A 17310-nucleotide genomic window follows, 5' to 3' on the forward strand; every position below is an offset into this window, starting at 1 on the left:
TCAAGGTGCAGGAAGGCGGCAAACAATAAAATCGGTCATAAATCGATTTAAACAGCATTTATGCTAGCCCGCAGGTGCGGCCAAGTAACCGGCAGCCAATACCCCTGCAATTTGAAAGATGACGGATATTCCTTCATCTATAAAGGAAAATTGATACCGCATTATGAAGCAAGGTTTGCAACTCAAGTTCAGCCAACAACTGGCTATGACTCCGCAGCTTCAACAGGCTATTCGCTTGTTGCAACTTTCTACACTTGAACTCCAGCAGGAGATTCAGTTAGCGCTGGAGAGTAACCCCCTGCTTGAGCAAACTGATCTTCATGAAGAGATAGATGCAAAAGAGACCGTAGACAGTGAATCGCTTGATACCCGCGAGGCGCTGGAACAAAAAGATATGCCCGAAGAGTTGCCACTTGATGCCACCTGGGATGAGATCTACACCGCAGGCACGCCATCAGGAATGGGCAATGATTATAGCGATGATGAGTTGCCGGTTTATCAAGGGGAAACGACCCAAACGCTACAAGACTACCTGATGTGGCAAGTGGATTTAACCCCATTCTCTGATACTGATGTTGCCATTGCGACCTCTATCGTGGATGCGGTCGATGAAACCGGTTACCTTACGGTGCCACTGGAAGATATTCTGGAAAGCATGGGGGACGAGAACGTCGCACTGGATGAAGTAGAAGCGGTGCTTAAGCGGATACAACACTTTGATCCTATTGGTGTCGCGGCACGTAACCTGCGTGAATGTCTGTTGGTACAGTTGTCACAATATGACAAAGATACCCCCTATCTTGCCGAAGCACGTCTGGTGGTTAGCGATTATCTGGATTTGCTGGGTAACCATGATTTCCGTACGATGATCCGCTTGAGTCGGCTAAAAGAAGATACACTTAAAGAAGCGATCGGCCTGATTCAGTCTCTGGATCCGCGTCCGGGTCAATCCATCAATACCGGGGAGTCCGAGTACGTCATTCCCGATGTTTTGGTGCGTAAAGACAAAGATCAATGGACGGTCGAGCTGAATGCCGATAGCATTCCACGCCTAAAAATCAACCAGCAGTATGCGGCGATGGGTAGCAGTACCCGCAATGACAGTGACGGGCAGTTTATCCGTAGCAATTTGCAAGAAGCAAAATGGTTGATAAAAAGTCTTGAAAGCCGCAATGAAACACTGCTGAAGGTGGCGCGTTGTATTGTAGAGCAGCAAGTAGCGTTTTTTGAGAATGGGCCTGAATTTATGAAACCCATGGTACTGGCCGATATCGCCCAGGCTGTGGATATGCATGAGTCGACAATCTCTCGCGTGACCACGCAGAAGTTCCTGCACAGTCCACGGGGTATTTTCGAGCTAAAATATTTCTTCTCCAGCCACGTCAATACTGATAGCGGAGGTGAAGCTTCTTCCACTGCAATTCGTGCACTGGTGAAAAAATTGGTTGCAGCAGAAAATCCTGCTAAACCTCTTAGTGACAGTAAGCTGACCACATTATTATGTGAACAAGGCATCATGGTGGCACGGCGTACCGTCGCGAAGTACCGAGAGTCGTTATCCATCCCGCCGTCAAATCAGCGTAAACAGTTGGTTTGACCTGAACTGAGAAGGAAGACACTATGCAGCTCAATATTACCGGACATCATGTCGAAATAACCGAAGCATTACGCGAGTTTGTTACCACTAAATTTGCCAAACTTGAGCAATATTTTGATCGCATTAACCAGGTATATGTGGTTTTAAGTGTTGAGAAAGTAAAACAAATTGCAGAAGCAACGGTACATGTGAATGGAGGCGAGTTGCACGCAAGCTCAGAGCAGGAGGATATGTACGCCGCAATTGATATTTTGGTTGATAAACTGGCCCGCCAGTTGAACAAACATAAAGACAAATTGAAACAACACTAAGAATCCTTGCGACTGTTATACCCAAAGAACATGGCGTTGCAGGTAGGCAGCAAACGAATGACAAATTGGCCAGAAACCGATTTTAATCGTATTTCTGCAAGCAGGCTTATTCATCTCGATGAACTGACTAAAGTCAGTGATTCGGGTAAGTAAACATAGCGAACAACCCTGTAGCTTCAAGTACAAAGGGTATATTCACCCATAAAGGTTCTACACTCGCTACATAACCGTTTCCAGCGTCGGGAGTGAATCCCCGCCGGAAACGGTTTAAAACAGCGCTTAAGTGAAAGATGAGATGATCAACGATCCAGCATTGCAATTAAGCTCGGTATTAAATATCGAGTGCACCAAAAGCTCCGTACATTGCTCAAGTAAAAAACGGGCTTTGGAAATTATCAGCGAGTTGGCTGCCAAGCAACTTAACCTACCTTCACAGGTGGTTTTCGATGCTGTCTTAACCCGCGAACGTATGGGCAGCACCGGTATTGGTAGTGGTATCGCGATACCTCATGGCAAGTTGGAAGAAGACACACTGCGTGCAGTGGGTGTATTTATCCGTCTGGAACAACCTATTGCCTTCGATGCTATTGATAACCAACCGGTTGATCTGTTATTTGCCTTGTTGGTTCCGGCAGATCAATGTAAAACTCACTTACACACTTTGTCTTTAGTGGCCAAGCGATTAGCTGATAAAACAGTGTGTCGGCGTCTGCGTGCAGCACAAAGTGATGATGAGCTTTATCAAATCATTACTGAATTACCACCGGAAACGGCGTAATTGGGAAAGTGGAAACTATTTTATCCGTTATGCCCGGATCTTGTAGCCGGAATATAGGGTTCTAATGTATACCCAATAAATTTCAAGATGTGGGCAAGCGCTCAACACGCCTACAACTTGAAAGATGACGGGGATAAATACCAAGGGGAGTTACTCACATGGTGCTGATGATTGTCAGCGGCCGTTCCGGTTCAGGGAAGTCTGTTGCTTTGCGCGCATTGGAAGATATGGGCTTTTATTGTGTCGATAACTTGCCTGTGGTTCTGCTGCCGCAATTGGCGAGTACACTTGCCGATAGGAATATCTCTGCCGCAGTGAGCATAGACGTACGTAATATGCCTGAATCACCTGAGGTATTTGAACATGCCATGACTCAACTGCCGGACAGCTTTTCACCACAGTTGCTGTTTTTGGATGCCGATCGCAATACCCTGATTCGTCGCTATAGCGATACCCGTCGCTTGCATCCGTTATCGACCAAAAACCTGTCATTAGAAAGTGCTATTGATGAAGAAAGTGACCTGTTGGAGCCTCTGCGCTCACGGGCTGATCTGATCATTGATACCTCTGAAATGTCAGTGCATGAATTGGCTGAGATGCTGCGTACCCGCCTGTTGGGTAAACGTGAACGCGAATTGACGATGGTGTTTGAGTCTTTTGGCTTTAAACACGGTATCCCCATCGATGCCGATTATGTTTTCGATGTGCGTTTCTTGCCAAACCCGCACTGGGACCCTAAATTACGCCCAATGACAGGTTTGGATAAGCCAGTAATCTCTTTCCTGGATCGCCATACCGAAGTACATAACTTTGTGTATCAGACCCGCAGCTATCTGGAACAGTGGCTGCCGATGCTGGAAACCAATAACCGCAGTTATTTGACGGTTGCCATTGGTTGTACTGGTGGTAAACACCGCTCGGTTTATGTCGCTGAACAGTTGGCCGATTATTTCCGCGCTCGCGGCAAAAATGTCCAATCACGCCATCGTACTCTGGAAAAGCGTAAATAATGACAATCAAGCAGACCGTTGAGATCAAAAACAAGTTGGGGATGCACGCCAGACCCGCAATGAAATTGTTCGAACTGGTTCAGAGTTTTGATGCTGAAGTAATGTTACGCAACGATAGCGGTACCGAAGCTGAGGCCAGCAGTGTTATTGCACTGCTGATGCTGGATTCAGCCAAAGGCCGTCAGATTGAGGTTGAAGCGACCGGCCCTGATGAAATTCAGGCGCTGGCGGCAGTGATTGAGTTATTTAATTCCGGCTTTGATGAAGATTGATTTTCACCGCTCAGGTGAGCGGTGCCCAAACAATCACTAATGGCTGAAGCACACCACCTTTGCTATTCAACATTTTCACACCTATCCCCCTTAACCATCGTCCACGCTGACCGATTCGCGTGATTATCGCCTTTTGGTGTTATCCCGGTCCTTTCAATTAAATACAGCGCCCACCCCTTTTCACTGCCAGAAAACCCATGATGCTAACTGATGGCCACCACCAACAGCATGACGCCCATACCAGCACAGATACTCCTCCCTTTCAGCGGCATCGATAAATCGTGGTGTTCTTGTCTGTTGGCCGATACAACCGAGTTTCCTGTTACATCAGTGCCGGTCACACCTGTTGCCCTCTATTCCCTATTGTTCCTCCATTTATAACTCGCTCTAGCTGGATTGATGTTTATTTTTGTGAAAATTTGAATTTTAAATCCACTTTAAATCAAAGCATTACATTACCTCCTTTACCTATTGTTAACAATTGTGAGTTTAATCGCATTTACTTGCTGAAAAAACCCTTACTTTTAACTTTATTAAACATTAAATAACTAAAATTAACATCCTCTATTTCTGTACAACGCCAGCGCGATAACCAAACGGATTTTCGCTGAACCTTGTTCCCCTGCAAATAACTAAAATAAGAGGCTCCATCATGTCTGAATCACCCACTGAACAATTAGTGATACCTAACGTGGTCCCCGCGGAGAACCATGCCTATCGCAAGGCTGCGTGGCATATTTTACCCTTACTGATGCTGTGCTATGTCGTCGCTTATTTAGATCGGGTTAACGTTGGCTTCGCCAAATTGCAGATGGCGGATGACTTACAATTTTCAGAGGCGGTGTATGGATTCGGCGCCGGGATCTTTTTTATTGCCTACTTCTTTCTGGAAATCCCCAGTAACCTGATGCTGCACCGCGTAGGGGCACGGTTGTGGATTGCGCGTATTATGATCACCTGGGGCATCATCTCGGCAGGGATGGCTTTTGTCACCACACCGATGTCATTTTACGTAATGCGTTGCTTGCTGGGAATTGCAGAGGCTGGATTCTATCCCGGCGTCATTCTTTATCTTTCTTATTGGTTCCCAACTAACCGCCGTGGCCGCATGTACGCCTTATTCGCCACCGCCGTTCCATTATCCGGCGTGATAGGCGCACCGTTATCGGGTTGGATCATGGGCGCATTTAATGGATTCCATGGCTTTGCAGGTTGGCAATGGATGTTTATCCTGGAAGGTATCCCATCCGTTTTAATCGGTATTTTGGTGATTTTTAAACTGACTGACCGTATCAGTCATGCCAAATGGCTAACCGACGAAGAGAAAAAGATCTTACAGACCAACATTGATAACGACACACAACATCATGTCCACAGCAGCCTGAAAGAGATTTTCCTGCAACCCCGAGTCTGGTTGCTCACGCTTATCTATTTCTGCCTGATTGCAGGTTTCTACACTATCGGCTTCTGGTTACCGACACTGATCAAAGAGAGTGGGGTAAAAGACGTACTGAGCATTGGTTTGTTAAGTGCCATTCCTTACGGTGCCGCCGCTCTGACCATGATCGTAGTATCACGTAGTGCTGACCGTTTGCGCGAACGGCGCTGGCATCTGGCTTTAACCGCGACATTGGGCGGGATCGGGATGATTATTTCCGCCAGTTTCAGTGACAACATCGTTATTGCCATGATGGGCTTAACTCTGGGTGCCATGGGGGCATTGAGTACCTTGCCACTATTTTGGAGCCTGCCAACTGCGTTCCTCGGTGGAACCGCAGCCGCAGCCGGCATCGCTCTGATTAACTCCTGGGGCAACCTGGCAGGCTTTGTCGCACCTTATATGATGGGCTACCTGAAAGACCTGACCCAAAGCACCACTACCGGAATGCTGATTATTTCCACCATGCTATTTATTGGTGCGGCGCTCGTATTTTTAGTCCCGGCCAAGACAGTAAACCGCTAACAATGCAGATAAAGGATAAGACGATGAACATAATGGTAACAGGAGCTGCGGGCTTTCTTGGTCGTCGGTTGATTGAACATTTACTGACACAGGATTATCTAACCGACCAGCAAGGTCAGCAGCGTCGGATCAGTAAAATTATAGCCTGTGATGTGGTGCCTCTGGAGGCGATTACAGATGAACGGGTACAGGTTTTTTGCGGTGATATCGCTGATCCGCACTGGCTTGCCAGCGTTTTTAATCAACACGTTGACACCGTTTTCCACCTGGCAGCGATTGTCTCCAGTCAGGCAGAAGAAGATTTTGATTTGGGTATGCGGATCAATTTTGATGCTACCCGCAGTTTACTCGAGCGCGCTCGTCAGCTTGGACACTGCCCTAAAGTGATTATCACCAGTTCAGTAGCGGTATTTGGCGGTGAGTTACCGGCTGTCGTGCCGGATGAACAGGTATGGTCGCCTCAGAGTTCCTATGGTACGCAAAAAGCATTAAACGATTTATTGTTAGCAGACTATAGCCGCCGGGGATTTGTTGATGGTCGTAGCCTGCGTATGCCAACCATTGTGGTACGCCCAGGAAAACCAAACCGCGCGGCCTCCAGTTTTGCCAGCGGCATTATCCGTGAGCCGTTGCAAGGTATTGACGTGGTTTGCCCTGTTAGCCTGCAAACACCGTTATGGCTGCTATCGCCGAAGATGGCAATTAATAATCTTATCCATGGTCACCAATTGGATACCAGTCAACTTAAGGGTGGGCGGGTGATTAATTTGCCTGGGCTATCTATTACCGTACAGCAAATGATTGATGCATTGCGGCGTATTGCAGGTGACGCTGTCGCTGATCACATTAAGATTCAGCAAGATCCCTTAATTGAGAAAATCGTAAGCTCTTGGCCTGGGGATTTCGCAGCACATTATGCCAAAGCATTAGGCTTTAAGAGCGATAAGGATTTTGACAGTATCATCAATGATTTCATCCTCGGTAATTTACCTGGCAAGCTAGTCAAATCACTTGAATAGCGGGCGACAAAATCAGGTTGTATTCCCTCTGGTGATAATGCCATCCAGAGGGCGGCCATTGGCGTTAATCATCAGATAATTGAAACCAATCCTGATGAGTAATCGTTTGCTAATCGCAAAAATGCGGCTTTTACCCCTTGCAGAGAAACCACACGCGAGTATAATTCGCCACAATTTGCCGGGAGATATGATGGAAAGCCAAGTGCGTTTTGTTGAAAATGACCCTCTCGATGGTCGACAAAATTGCCTGCCAACAGGCAGCCAACTGCCGTTCTTTCTCCCGTTGCTAAACCGATCCCGTAAGGCCCCTCGTTGAGGGGCTTTTTTTTGTCTGCTGATCGGTGCCGAATTAAGCATTATCACCAATTAAAATATATACCCTAAATAATTCGAGTTGCAGGAAGGCGGCAATTGAGTAAATCCCCAGGAGCTTATTTATTTTAAGGTCAACGACAAGTAAGTCACCGGGGTGAGCGAAAGCAGCCAACACACATGCAGCTGGAAGTATAACGGGTCATAGAGGAGAGCGAAAAATGGCCAACACGTTGTATCACAAACATATCATCTCAATTAACGATTTATGTCGCGACGAACTGGAGTTGGTGCTGCGTACCGCCGCCAGCCTGAAAAGTAGTCCGCAACCTGAGTTGCTAAAACACAAAGTGATCGCCAGTTGCTTTTTCGAAGCCTCGACCCGCACTCGTTTGTCATTTGAAACCTCCATACACCGTTTAGGTGCCTCAGTGGTCGGTTTTTCTGATAGCAGTAATACCTCCCTTGGCAAAAAAGGCGAGACACTGGCAGATACTATGTCAGTCATCAGTACCTATGTGGATGCCATTGTCATGCGTCACCCACAAGAAGGGGCCGCCCGTCTGGCCGCTCAGTTCTCGGGGAATGTACCGGTAGTTAATGCCGGTGACGGTGCAAACCAGCACCCGACGCAAACGCTGCTCGATCTGTTCACCATCCAGGAAACCCAAGGCCGGCTGGATAACATCAATATCGCCATGGTCGGCGACCTGAAATATGGCCGTACCGTGCACTCACTCACGCAGGCGCTAGCCAAATTCACCGGCAATCGCTTCTTCTTTATCGCCCCGGATGCTCTGGCAATGCCTGCTTATATTCTGCAAATGCTGGCAGAAAAAGGTATCGAATACAGCCTGCACGAAAGCATTGAAGAAGTGGTGCCAGAACTGGATATTCTCTACATGACCCGGGTGCAAAAAGAGCGCCTTGACCCGTCAGAGTATGCCAATGTCAAAGCACAGTTTATCTTGCGGGCGGCTGATTTGAATGGCGCGAAAGAGAATCTCAAAGTGCTACACCCGCTGCCAAGAATTGATGAAATAACCACCGATGTCGATAAGACCCCTTATGCCTACTATTTCCAACAGGCAGGTAACGGGATTTTCGCACGTCAGGCACTGCTGGCACTGGTTTTAAACGCAGAATTGGCTCTTTAAGGGGGATTGAACATGACTCAGGATTACAAACTACAGGTTGAAGCGATTAAATGTGGCACTGTGATTGACCATATTCCGGCACAAATCGGCTTTAAATTGTTGTCGCTGTTCAAACTGACCGCCACTGATCAACGTATTACTATTGGATTGAATCTACCGTCTAAACGGTCAGGTCGTAAGGATTTGATTAAAATAGAAAATACCTTCCTGACAGAGCAACAAGCCAACCAACTGGCGATGTATGCACCGGATGCTACCGTTAACCGCATCGATAACTACGAAGTGGTGAAGAAACTGACCCTAAGCCTGCCAGAGCAGATCGATGGCGTTCTCACTTGCCCAAACAGTAACTGCATCAGCCACAATGAGCCAGTCGACTCCAGCTTTAAAGTAAAAGCGCAACAAGGTGAAATCCACCTTAAATGTAAATATTGCGAGAAAGAGTTTGATCACCAGGTAGTGCTGCAAGCGGATTAATGCTCGGCTTAAGCGAATATTGCTGCCCGTTAATATTTACAATAGTGGCAATATTCGCAGCAATGCAACATCGCAAATTTGATTCGCGTGGGTTGCCGTAACCCACCCCGTCTTTATAATATAGAAATAATTAAACCCAATAGATTTCATGGTGCAGGAAAGCGGCAAACGCTGGCCCGTAGGATGAGGCTTATAGTCCCGATGAGCGCAGCCAATATACCAGCAACATGAAAGATGACGGGTTCCTTCCGCATTACGTAACCAGGAGTCAACATGTCACGCAATATCAGCACTGAGCTCGCCCCTGCCGCCATCGGCCCTTATGTTCAAGGTGTCGATCTGGGTAGTATGATCCTCACGTCAGGCCAGATCCCTGTTGATCCAAAAACAGGTTTGGTCGCCGATGATGTATCAGCACAGACGCGTCAGTCACTGGAGAATGTAAAAGCTATCGTTGAAGCAGCGGGTTTGAAAGTTGCCGATATCGTGAAAACCACTGTATTTGTGAAAGATCTGAATGACTTCACCACCGTTAATGCCACTTACGAAGCTTTCTTTACTGAACACAATGCGCCATTCCCTGCGCGTTCATGTGTTGAAGTTGCGCGTCTGCCAAAAGATGTGAAGATCGAAATCGAAGCTATCGCGGTACGTCGTTAATTCTGATGTCATTGCGTCTACGGCTGGTGATTACCAGCCGTTTTTTATTGTTATCCTGCTAATATTTTCTCTGTGCCTTTCACAATGCGCTATTGCAGATCATCATGATCATGATGTGGCAACTTTCTGCTCGGTAATAATGCACTACACTCACTAATTGCACCCTAATAGGGCTGAAATCGCTCTAATCCCCTTTATTTTGCCTGTTTTACGAGCTGGCACAGTTTATGCCTGATCACCAATACAGCCTGTTCTGTTAGCGAGGTGATAATGCTGAACATCGACCTTTCCGTATCACGATTTTTCGATGAAATGTTACTGGCTGAGGGGCAACACCGAGGCCATTACGATGCCTATTGGCAATGGTTACAACAGGCCGATCAGCTAACCATTGCGCGTAAGCGTGAAGAAGCTGCACTGCTATTTCACCGGGTAGGCATTACCTTTAATGTGTATGGTGACGATGATGGCGCAGAGCGATTAATACCGTTCGATAGCGTGCCACGCATTATTCCCGCCAGCGAATGGCAAATGCTGGATCGCGGCATTCGCCAGCGCGTACAAGCGTTGAATGCGTTCTTACATGATATTTACCATGAACAACATATCCTGAAAGCGGGCATTATTCCGGCCGAACAAGTGCTGGCGAATGACCAATATCAGCCCTGTATGCAAGGGGTGAACCTGCACCGTAATACTTATGCACATATCATCGGTGTGGATATGGTCCGCAACAACGATGGTCTCTATTACGTGCTGGAAGATAACCTGCGTACCCCGTCCGGCGTCTCGTATATGCTGGAAAACCGTAAAATGATGATGCGGCTCTACCCGGAGTTGTTTGCACAACAACGCATCGCACCTGTTGAGCGCTACCCTTCTCACCTGTTACAAACGCTGCGCGAAAGCACACCGGTCAACGACCCCACCGTCGTGGTGCTAACCCCGGGGCGCTTTAACAGTGCCTATTTTGAACACAGTTTTTTGGCTCAACAGATGGGGGTTGAACTGGTTGAAAGTGCTGACTTATTTGTCAAAGAAGGGGCAGTATTTATGCGAACTACCGCAGGCCCCTGCAAAGTCGATGTTGTCTACCGGCGGGTGGATGATGCCTTCCTCGATCCGCTGGCTTTCCGCCCTGACTCCATGCTCGGTGTCCCCGGACTACTGTCGGTATATCGCGCAGGTGGGGTGGTATTGGCTAATGCGATTGGTACTGGCGTCGCCGATGATAAATCCATCTATCCTTATGTCCCTGAAATGATTCGTTTTTATCTTTCCGAAGAACCTATTCTGGCGAATGTTCCCACCTGGCAATGCCGTCAACCCACTGATCTTTCATATGTATTAGCTAATCTGGATCAGATGGTAGTGAAAGAAGTTCATGGCGCCGGGGGATATGGCATGTTGATTGGCCCTGCGGCGACACAAGCTGAAATAGCCCAATTCCGCCAATTACTCTTGGCGCGACCACAAAATTACATCGCACAAGAAACCCTCGCCCTTTCTACCTGCCCGACCTTTGTGAATAGCGGACTTGCGCCGCGCCATATTGATTTACGTCCTTTTGCCCTGTGTGGTGCAGAAATTCGTTTAGTGCCTGGGGGCTTAACCCGAGTCGCACTGGCAGAAGGGTCGTTGGTCGTTAACTCTTCGCAAGGTGGCGGAACCAAGGATACCTGGGTATTGGAGGACGATGCATGCTAAGCCGAACTGCCAGTGAGCTTTATTGGATGGCCCGCTATCTGGAGCGGGCAGAAAACATCACCAGGGTGCTGGATGTCACCAACCGGTTATCGATGATGCCAACCAGCAATCGGGTGAATTTTGATCTACTGGTGCCACTCAGCCTGAGCAACACCCAGACACTGTTTATCGAGCACTATCCGCAGGTCTCGATGACCCACCTGTTGAATTTCTTCGTGCTCGACAGCAACAACCCCAGCAGTATTTTTAGTTGTTTGCAGATGGCGTGGAACAATGCCCATGCAGTACGCGGCAGCTTATCGTCCGAGGTTTGGGAAAGTATCAATGCCACCTGGATTGAGATGAAACAGCTACGCCGCCAAGGTATCAGCGCTACCGGAATTGATGCCTTTTTTGATTGGGTTAAGGAGCGCTCACATCTATTTCGCGGTGCGGTATATGGCACCTTGCTGCGCAGTGATGCACTGTATTTTATTCGATTGGGTACCTTGATTGAACGGGCTGACAGCACCGCGCGCCTATTGGATGTGAAAAACCAATTACTGGATAGCGACGATGACCCGGTACGCGAATACTACCGGATGGACACCTTATTACGCGCCGTCAGTGCTCGGGAGGCATACCACAGTTTATATAAGCAGCAACTGAGTCGGGAGGCGATTGCTGAGTTACTGATTTTACGCAATGAGATCCCGCGTTCGCTGCTGGCTTGCATTAACGATATGGAACAGCAGTTGGCGTTGATTGGTGGCAATCGTAGCAACCAACCTCGGCGGCTGGTCAATATTTTGCTTGCTGAGCTGCGATTTAGCAGCATTACGGATGTGATGGCCGACGGATTACACAGCTATCTGATGGATTTTTTAGGCAAGATCAACGCTATCGCTGACAGCATCCGCCAAACCTATCTGGAGGTCCAATGAGACTGAATGTCGATCACAGCACCCATTACACCTATGCACAACAGGTGCAACACAGCACTCAGTATCTGCGCCTGACCCCACAGGATTCAGCCCACCAGCGCATTTTATCCTGGCAACTGACCTTACCGGAAGAGGCCATTTGTACCACGGATGCCTTTGGTAATGTGCTACATGTACTCACCCTGGATAAGCCTCATCAAGCCATCACCATTCAAGCTCAGGGCGTGGTAGAGATTGCAGACAATGTAGAAGATGACAGCGGCGACCACCTCTCTCCACTGGTCTTTCTTCGCCACAGCCCATTGACTCAGCCAGATGCCGCCATTCGCCAGTTTGCTTCAGGTTATTGTCAGGGTGCTACCCACGCCGATGCGCAATTAGACTGCCTGACGCAAATGATGGGTGAATTGCTGGCAAAAATGCCCTATAGCCCCGGTACCACCACGGTACAGGACAGTGCGGCACAAGCTTTTGCCGCCGAACAAGGGGTCTGTCAGGATCACACCCACGTCTTTCTTGCCTGTTGCCGAAGTTTAAATATTCCGGCACGCTATGTGAGCGGCTATCTTTATACAGAATCCTCCAGTCATGTCGCGACCCACGCATGGGCAGAAGTGTGGCTGAATGGACACTGGCAGAGCTTTGATGTCACCAATAATACCTGTCAACCGAACCAGCATTTAAAACTGGCGGTGGGCATTGATTATCTGGATGCCTGCCCGGTGCGAGGTATTCGCCGTGGTGGTGGCTTTGAAGATATGCAGACCATCGCAGCCGTACATATGTTATCTAACCCGCGACGCGATATGTCGCAATAAAGCGCGTTGCTGGCAAATAAAATAGCTCTAGTGAGATAGGCTCTAAGGATAATGTGTTATGACCTACTGTGTGGCCATGCGGCTGTCATCCGGGTTAGTGTTTGCCTCTGACTCCCGTACCAATGCCGGGGTGGATCATATTTCCACTTTTCGCAAGTTACACCTGTTTCAGCAAGAGGGTGAACGAACGCTGGTGGTGCAAAGTGCGGGGAATCTGGCAACCACACAGAGTATTGTCAGTTTGCTGCAACGCCGCTGTCTGGACCCGGAACAAACTAACCTGCTGAATGTGCGCTCGATGTATGAGGCCGCAACACTTCTGGGCGAGACGGTGCGCGAGGTGATTAACCGAGACAGCGGTGCGCAGCAAAACAGCGGCGGAACCGATTTTAACTGTAACCTGTTGTTAGGCGGGCAAATTAAAGGTGAAGGACTGCGGCTGTTTCATATTTATCCGCAGGGTAACTTTATTGAAGCCACGCAGGACACGCCCTATTTTCAAATTGGCGAAAGTAAGTACGGCAAACCGATTATTGATCGGGTGTTGAATTACCACACCACGTTGGATCAGGCCATGCAGTGCGCGTTGATCTCGATGGACTCAACCTTGCGCAGTAATTTATCCGTCGGTTTACCGCTAGATGTGATGATCTATTCACTCGATAGTTTCAGTACCGAACAGCAATATCGCATCACCGAAGATCACCCCTACTTTATGATGATCCGTAAGGGCTGGGGCGAGGGGCTAGTGAGTATTTTTGCGCAGTTACCCGCGCTAAAGCTGGGAGAGTGATTTAGTTTTGGTGATGGATAGGCTCTGGTTTCGGTTGATATGCATTCAGTGTTCACCTAACCATTGCGGCCTCCATCCTCGTCGGCAATATTCCTGATTGCGCTCAACGTCAAAAGAGAGTCAGAATCAAAACCATAGCGTTTTGTTTTGAATTGGCCTTTGAAGTTAAAAGCACATTTGAGCTGCCGAGCAAGGAGAGAAGCCACTGATCTGAACTGAATCATTCCCTCACCCAATAAATCCCCTCATATGCCCGCAACACCATCTCCTGCGGCTGGAAAGCACTTTCGCCGTAGCTGCTCATCAACAATTGCCAGTTACCGTCCAGCGCAATCTCCTCTGGCTGCCACTGTTGCGGTTCACCGCTCAGGTTAGCCACCACCAACAACTGTTTACCCTGCCAGTGGCGCAAGTAGCACCACAACTCTGGATGTTGCGGGCAGAGATCACGATAGTCACCAAAAGTGAACACATCATGTTGTTTACGCAGGGCTATCAGATATTGATAGGCATAAAACACCGAGTCAGCATCAGCCAGCGCGCTATCAACATTAATTTCAGCATAGTTACTGCAGGGTTCGATCCATGGGGTTCCCTGACTGAAACCGGCATTACGGCTGCGATCCCATTGCATCGGGGTACGACTATTATCACGAGATTTGGCTGCCAGAATCGCTAATAACTCGTCAGGATCGCGATCTTGTGCACTCAGCTCAGCAAACATATTCAGACTTTCGACATCACGGTATTGATTAATCGAGGTAAAATTAGGATTGGTCATGCCAATCTCTTCGCCTTGGTAGATATATGGCGTACCTTGCATACCATGCAGCACCATTGCCAGCATCTTGGCCGCTGGCACGCGCAGTGCACCTTCGTCACCAAAGCGCGATACAATGCGCGGCTGGTCGTGATTACACCAGAACAACGCGTTCCACGCACGGTTATGCATCCCCTGCTGCCACTGGTTAAATATCTGTTTGAGTTCCACCCGATCCGGCGGCATTAGCGACCATTTGGCCCCATTAAGATAATCCACTTTTAGATGATGGAAATTAAAGGTCATCGACAGCTCATCCCCGCCCAATGCGGCATAACGCTGGCAATGCTCAAGGCGGGTGGACGACATCTCGCCAACTGTCATCAGGCCGCGCGGTTGAAACACATCACGGCTCATTTCTTGTAAAAATTCGTGGATACGGGGGCCATCGGTATAGAAACGGCGGCCATCACCCGCAAAATCATCCGGGAAGTCTTGCTGTTTGGATACCAGATTAATTACATCCAGGCGCAAACCATCCACACCAATATCAGCCCAAAACTCGCACACTTTCTTCAGTTCATCACGTACCGGCTGGTGCTCCCAATTAAGATCCGCCTGCTCGGTAGCGAACAGGTGCAGATAATATTGGCCGCTTTCAGCATGCCATTGCCAGGCATTACCACCAAATTTCGAGCGCCAGTTATTCGGTAAATTATCACCCTCACCATCACGCCAAATATAGAACTGACGGTACGGGCTGTTGCGCTCCGCTGATGCTTTAAACCAGGCATGTTCAGTCGAGGTATGATTGAACACCATATCCATTACGATACGAATACCCCGCTGATGAGCAGCCGCAACCAAAGTTTTGAAATCATCTAAGCTGCCGTAAGCAGGGTCAATGGCACAGTAGTCGGCAACGTCATAGCCGTTATCCACTTGTGGCGAGACATAAATCGGTGTCAACCAGAGGGCATCAACGCCGAGTTTGTGCAGATAATCCAACCTTTGCGTCACGCCAGCCAGGTCACCATAGCCATTACCGGTGCTATCCTGAAAACTCTTCGGGTAAATCTGATAAATGACGCCGTTTTGCCACCAAGGGATAGGATTATTCATAGCAGACTCTTATTCGTAGTAAAAACAGAGAAAATTAAAGAAACAGCTCCGCCACAGGATAACCTTTGGCGGAGGAATACGATTTAGACCGGTAATTCGCCACGACTCTCTTTACGTTTGTAAACCAGTATAGTCAGCACCAATGGCACCACGATCGCCACTAACATTGCCACAGCATAAATCGCCCAGAACTGTGGTTTGATGGATAAAATACCAGGCAGGCCACCGACACCAATACCGTTCGCCATCACCCCAGTCAGACCACAAATGAGGCCCGCCAACGCAGAACCAATCATGGCGCACAACATCGGGAAGCGATATTTGAGGTTGATACCGTACATTGCCGGTTCTGTGACACCCAGATAGGCTGAAATTGCCGCAGGTACCGATATTTCGCGCTCATTGATCTTGCGGCTAATGATAATAATGCCCAATACCGCAGATGCCTGTGCGATGTTAGACAGCGCAATCAGCGGCCATACCGGTGTACCGCCCATGCTCTGAATCATCTGCATATCAATGGCTAACGTGGTTTGATGCACGCCGGTAATGACTAGCGGCGCATACAAGAAGCCAAACAGTGCGGCACCAATCGGCGCGAAGCTGCCTGTCATAACAGCTTTCACTCCCCAGGCCACACCATCACCAATCATGCGACCAAATGGCCCGATAAGCGTATGGGCGAGGAATACCGCCAGCAACAGGGAAACTACCGGCACCACCACCAAATAAAGATAGGCTGGAATAATTTTCTTCAGATTAGTTTCAATCCAACCCAGCGCCAAACCCGCCAAAATTGATGGAATGACCTGTGCCTGATAACCTACTTTCTCAATGGTAAACCAGCCAAAGTTCCAAACTTCGGGGATCTGTTGCCCCAGCAGGTAGGAGTTCATCAGTTGTGGTGATACCAAGGTGATACCCAACACAATCCCCAATACTGGGGTGCCCCCCATTTTCTTCACTGTCGACCAGCAGATAGCCACCGGTAGGTAGAAGAAGATGGCTTCGCCCAGCAACCAGAGAAAGTCGTAAATGGTTTTCCATGCCGGATACATCTGTGCCAGCGTTTTGCCATCAGACATCGGAATATCGCCAATCACATTACGGAAGCCAAGAATCAAGCCTCCGCTTATCAGCGCTGGCAGCAACGGGAAGAAAATCTCGGCAAAGTGAGAAATACCACGTTCAAACCAAGTCATGTTCTGCCGTGCAGCCAGTTTGGTCTGCTCTTTATCCACTTCATTCAGGCCAATTTTAGCAATCAGCGCTTGATAGTAATCGTCAACTTCAGGCCCGATAACCACTTGAAATTGCCCGGCATTAGTAAAGCAACCTTTAACCATCGACAGATTTTCAATTTCTTTAGGTGAAGCTTTAGAGGGGTCATTCAACACAAAGCGTAGCCGGGTAATGCAGTGGCTGACGGTGGCAATATTATCTCTGCCTCCCACCAGTACGATCAATTGATCGATATCTTGTTGTTTTACTTTGCTCATTTCAACGTACCTTTCGTAAAGGTGAGATAACGTGCGACTTATTCGTTTTTCTTAATAAAAGCAGTAGGGTCAGTCTTAAAGAAAAAATACATCGATAGCCTGTTAAATATACAGCTCATTAAAGATTAGCTA

Annotated in this window: 16 protein-coding genes; 14 read left to right on the plus strand and 2 right to left on the minus strand. The window is 48.3% G+C overall.

Annotated features, from left to right (window positions below; all coding sequences use genetic code 11):
- Nucleotides 1-163: 163 nt before the first annotated feature.
- From rpoN to Q2T72_RS19495, 14 genes are all read left to right on the plus strand, one after another.
- The gene (rpoN, locus tag Q2T72_RS19430; protein ID WP_083162264.1) at nucleotides 164-1597 is read left to right on the plus strand and encodes an RNA polymerase factor sigma-54; all 1434 of its coding nucleotides are present in this window, start codon (nucleotides 164-166) and stop codon (nucleotides 1595-1597) included.
- A 23-nt stretch (nucleotides 1598-1620) separates the two neighbouring features.
- Nucleotides 1621-1908: a ribosome hibernation promoting factor gene (gene hpf / locus Q2T72_RS19435; protein ID WP_004392031.1), complete on the plus strand. Its 288-nt coding sequence runs from the start codon at nucleotides 1621-1623 to the stop codon at nucleotides 1906-1908.
- Between the two features lie 295 nt (nucleotides 1909-2203).
- The gene (ptsN, locus tag Q2T72_RS19440) at nucleotides 2204-2686 is read left to right on the plus strand and encodes a PTS IIA-like nitrogen regulatory protein PtsN (protein ID WP_032906970.1); all 483 of its coding nucleotides are present in this window, start codon (nucleotides 2204-2206) and stop codon (nucleotides 2684-2686) included.
- 158 nt (nucleotides 2687-2844) lie between these two features.
- The gene (rapZ, locus tag Q2T72_RS19445; RefSeq protein ID WP_019212425.1) at nucleotides 2845-3696 is read left to right on the plus strand and encodes an RNase adapter RapZ; all 852 of its coding nucleotides are present in this window, start codon (nucleotides 2845-2847) and stop codon (nucleotides 3694-3696) included.
- On the plus strand, nucleotides 3696-3968 hold the full coding sequence (gene npr, locus Q2T72_RS19450) for a PTS phosphocarrier protein NPr (protein ID WP_019212424.1): 273 nt from the start codon (nucleotides 3696-3698) through the stop codon (nucleotides 3966-3968). The genes rapZ and npr overlap by 1 nt, the downstream gene beginning before the upstream one ends.
- Before the next feature lie 652 nt (nucleotides 3969-4620).
- The gene (locus Q2T72_RS19455) at nucleotides 4621-5931 is read left to right on the plus strand and encodes an MFS transporter (RefSeq protein ID WP_083162262.1); all 1311 of its coding nucleotides are present in this window, start codon (nucleotides 4621-4623) and stop codon (nucleotides 5929-5931) included.
- A 23-nt stretch (nucleotides 5932-5954) separates the two neighbouring features.
- On the plus strand, nucleotides 5955-6950 hold the full coding sequence (gene denD / locus Q2T72_RS19460) for a D-erythronate dehydrogenase (RefSeq protein WP_083162260.1): 996 nt from the start codon (nucleotides 5955-5957) through the stop codon (nucleotides 6948-6950).
- Nucleotides 6951-7483: 533 nt separating this feature from the next.
- Nucleotides 7484-8419: an aspartate carbamoyltransferase gene (gene pyrB, locus Q2T72_RS19465; protein WP_083162258.1), complete on the plus strand. Its 936-nt coding sequence runs from the start codon at nucleotides 7484-7486 to the stop codon at nucleotides 8417-8419.
- Between the two features lie 12 nt (nucleotides 8420-8431).
- Nucleotides 8432-8896 carry an aspartate carbamoyltransferase regulatory subunit gene (pyrI, locus tag Q2T72_RS19470; RefSeq protein WP_083162256.1) on the plus strand — a complete coding sequence of 155 codons (465 nt, stop codon included), beginning with the start codon at nucleotides 8432-8434 and terminating at the stop codon, nucleotides 8894-8896.
- A gap of 273 nt (nucleotides 8897-9169) precedes the next feature.
- The gene (gene ridA, locus Q2T72_RS19475) at nucleotides 9170-9556 is read left to right on the plus strand and encodes a 2-iminobutanoate/2-iminopropanoate deaminase (protein ID WP_083162254.1); all 387 of its coding nucleotides are present in this window, start codon (nucleotides 9170-9172) and stop codon (nucleotides 9554-9556) included.
- A gap of 270 nt (nucleotides 9557-9826) precedes the next feature.
- Nucleotides 9827-11263, plus strand: coding sequence for a circularly permuted type 2 ATP-grasp protein (locus tag Q2T72_RS19480; RefSeq protein WP_372569697.1), 1437 nt, complete (start codon nucleotides 9827-9829; stop codon nucleotides 11261-11263).
- A complete protein-coding gene (locus Q2T72_RS19485) occupies nucleotides 11257-12186 on the plus strand; it encodes an alpha-E domain-containing protein (RefSeq protein WP_083162250.1) in 930 nt (309 codons plus the stop codon). The genes Q2T72_RS19480 and Q2T72_RS19485 overlap by 7 nt, the downstream gene beginning before the upstream one ends.
- Nucleotides 12183-13004, plus strand: coding sequence for a transglutaminase domain-containing protein (locus Q2T72_RS19490; RefSeq protein WP_372560426.1), 822 nt, complete (start codon nucleotides 12183-12185; stop codon nucleotides 13002-13004). The genes Q2T72_RS19485 and Q2T72_RS19490 overlap by 4 nt, the downstream gene beginning before the upstream one ends.
- A gap of 58 nt (nucleotides 13005-13062) precedes the next feature.
- Nucleotides 13063-13797 carry a proteasome-type protease gene (locus Q2T72_RS19495; protein WP_083162246.1) on the plus strand — a complete coding sequence of 245 codons (735 nt, stop codon included), beginning with the start codon at nucleotides 13063-13065 and terminating at the stop codon, nucleotides 13795-13797.
- A 220-nt stretch (nucleotides 13798-14017) separates the two neighbouring features.
- Here the strand turns inward: Q2T72_RS19495 and treC are convergent, their stop codons facing one another.
- Both treC and treB read right to left on the minus strand, forming a co-directional pair.
- Nucleotides 14018-15679: an alpha,alpha-phosphotrehalase gene (treC, locus tag Q2T72_RS19500; protein ID WP_372569698.1), complete on the minus strand. Its 1662-nt coding sequence runs from the start codon at nucleotides 15677-15679 to the stop codon at nucleotides 14018-14020.
- A gap of 83 nt (nucleotides 15680-15762) precedes the next feature.
- Complete coding sequence (treB, locus tag Q2T72_RS19505) at nucleotides 15763-17178, minus strand: PTS trehalose transporter subunit IIBC (protein ID WP_083162242.1); 1416 nt, start codon at nucleotides 17176-17178, stop codon at nucleotides 15763-15765.
- Nucleotides 17179-17310: the final 132 nt, after the last annotated feature.

This window comes from Yersinia sp. 2466 StPb PI (genome assembly GCF_041538325.1).
Lineage (GTDB): Bacteria > Pseudomonadota > Gammaproteobacteria > Enterobacterales > Enterobacteriaceae > Yersinia > Yersinia enterocolitica_E.